Source organism: Bradyrhizobium sp. AUGA SZCCT0222 (assembly GCF_018130205.1).
Taxonomy (GTDB): Bacteria; Pseudomonadota; Alphaproteobacteria; order Rhizobiales; family Xanthobacteraceae; genus Bradyrhizobium.
Map to the genome: position 1 here is coordinate 1 of NZ_JAFCLX010000104.1, position 1,194 is coordinate 1,194.

At 55.9% G+C, this 1,194-nt stretch carries 1 protein-coding gene; it reads left to right on the forward strand.

Going from position 1 to position 1,194, the window contains the following annotated elements:
• The first annotated feature begins 894 nt into the window (after window positions 1-894).
• A complete protein-coding gene (locus JQ629_RS36905) occupies window positions 895-1,131 on the forward strand; it encodes a DUF6894 family protein (protein WP_212416794.1) in 237 nt (78 codons plus the stop codon).
• The last annotated feature ends 63 nt before the right edge of the window (window positions 1,132-1,194 follow it).

The window sequence follows — 1,194 nt, forward strand, 5'->3', positions numbered from 1 at the left end:
TATAGCCACCAGCCCCCAATTGCGTTTCGTGAGCAGTTCGCACATCTTTGGTTCTCGAAAGGCCTCTGGATCGCGCAAACGGCCCCGGCGCGGAGAACGCCACGAACCAAGGCCGCCAACCCTGCGGAGGGTTTTCTCCCGGTTGGAGTAGAGGCATTCCCGGGAGCGCAGGATCGATTCCTCCGGCGCCTGATCGTTCCCAACATCAAAGAAAAAACCGCCGGCGCGAACCGGCGAGCTGTCTTGGCTAGAACTCGCGCTCTGGGCTGGTGGACAGCCCGCGGGTCTGGAAGGCACCGGGCTGTTTAGCCAGTCGGATCTAGAGCCGATGGATTTGATTGCGATGCTGGTACTCGCCCCAGCGAAATGCCGAGTTTGTGTGCCTTCGGATAAACAGAAGAAATCCCGCGCGGTCTAAGTCCCGAGCGATTTGATCTACGGGATATTTCTTTGCCATGGTCTTGAGCTTTGAAACATCTTCATCTGTCCAGCGCGTCCAAGGTCGAGGCATTGGTCCAGTCACCTAATTTATTCCAAGCCAAAATTGGGAAATTAAGGAAAAGTTCCGTTGTGGGGACGTCAGGGCAGCGCCATTTTCTGAACGATTTGCTCCGGTGCTTAAGTCCTAACGAATAAAGCCCGCCGGTAGCAGCAGCTCATAGCGGGCCAGCGCGCCCCCCCGGTCCGATCGACCGCGTCGGCAATTAACTTCCTTATGGCTGCGCTGCTCCCTCTGGGCCAACGAACGCTGAAAAGGTAAAGGAATCAAACTCGAAGGGTTCACAAGTGAACAGACCGGCCAGGACCGGCGCGCTTAATTAGTTCATTGCGCGTTTTAGCTGTGTAAGATTGCAAGCGACCCGATAGCGCTCCCGCCGAACCGGAGAGTGCGCGATGATCCGCTACTACTTCGACATCGTCATAGATGATGATGTAACGGTCGATGAAGAGGGTGAACTCCTTCTTAATGTAGGGTCGGCTCGACAAGAGGCTTCCCGAACGTTAGCTGAAATTGCGCGCGACGATCTGCGCTTAGAGCGGACAATCGCACACTTGTCGATAATAGTGCGAACCGCTAAGGGCCCAGTTTGCGAGGTTATCTTTCAGTGGAACCCGAAGTCTCTGCAGTGAAGCGCCCGATGCAGGGCTACTCGCCTAACCGGAAAAGTGGGCGCGATTGCCAAGCCCTAGGCC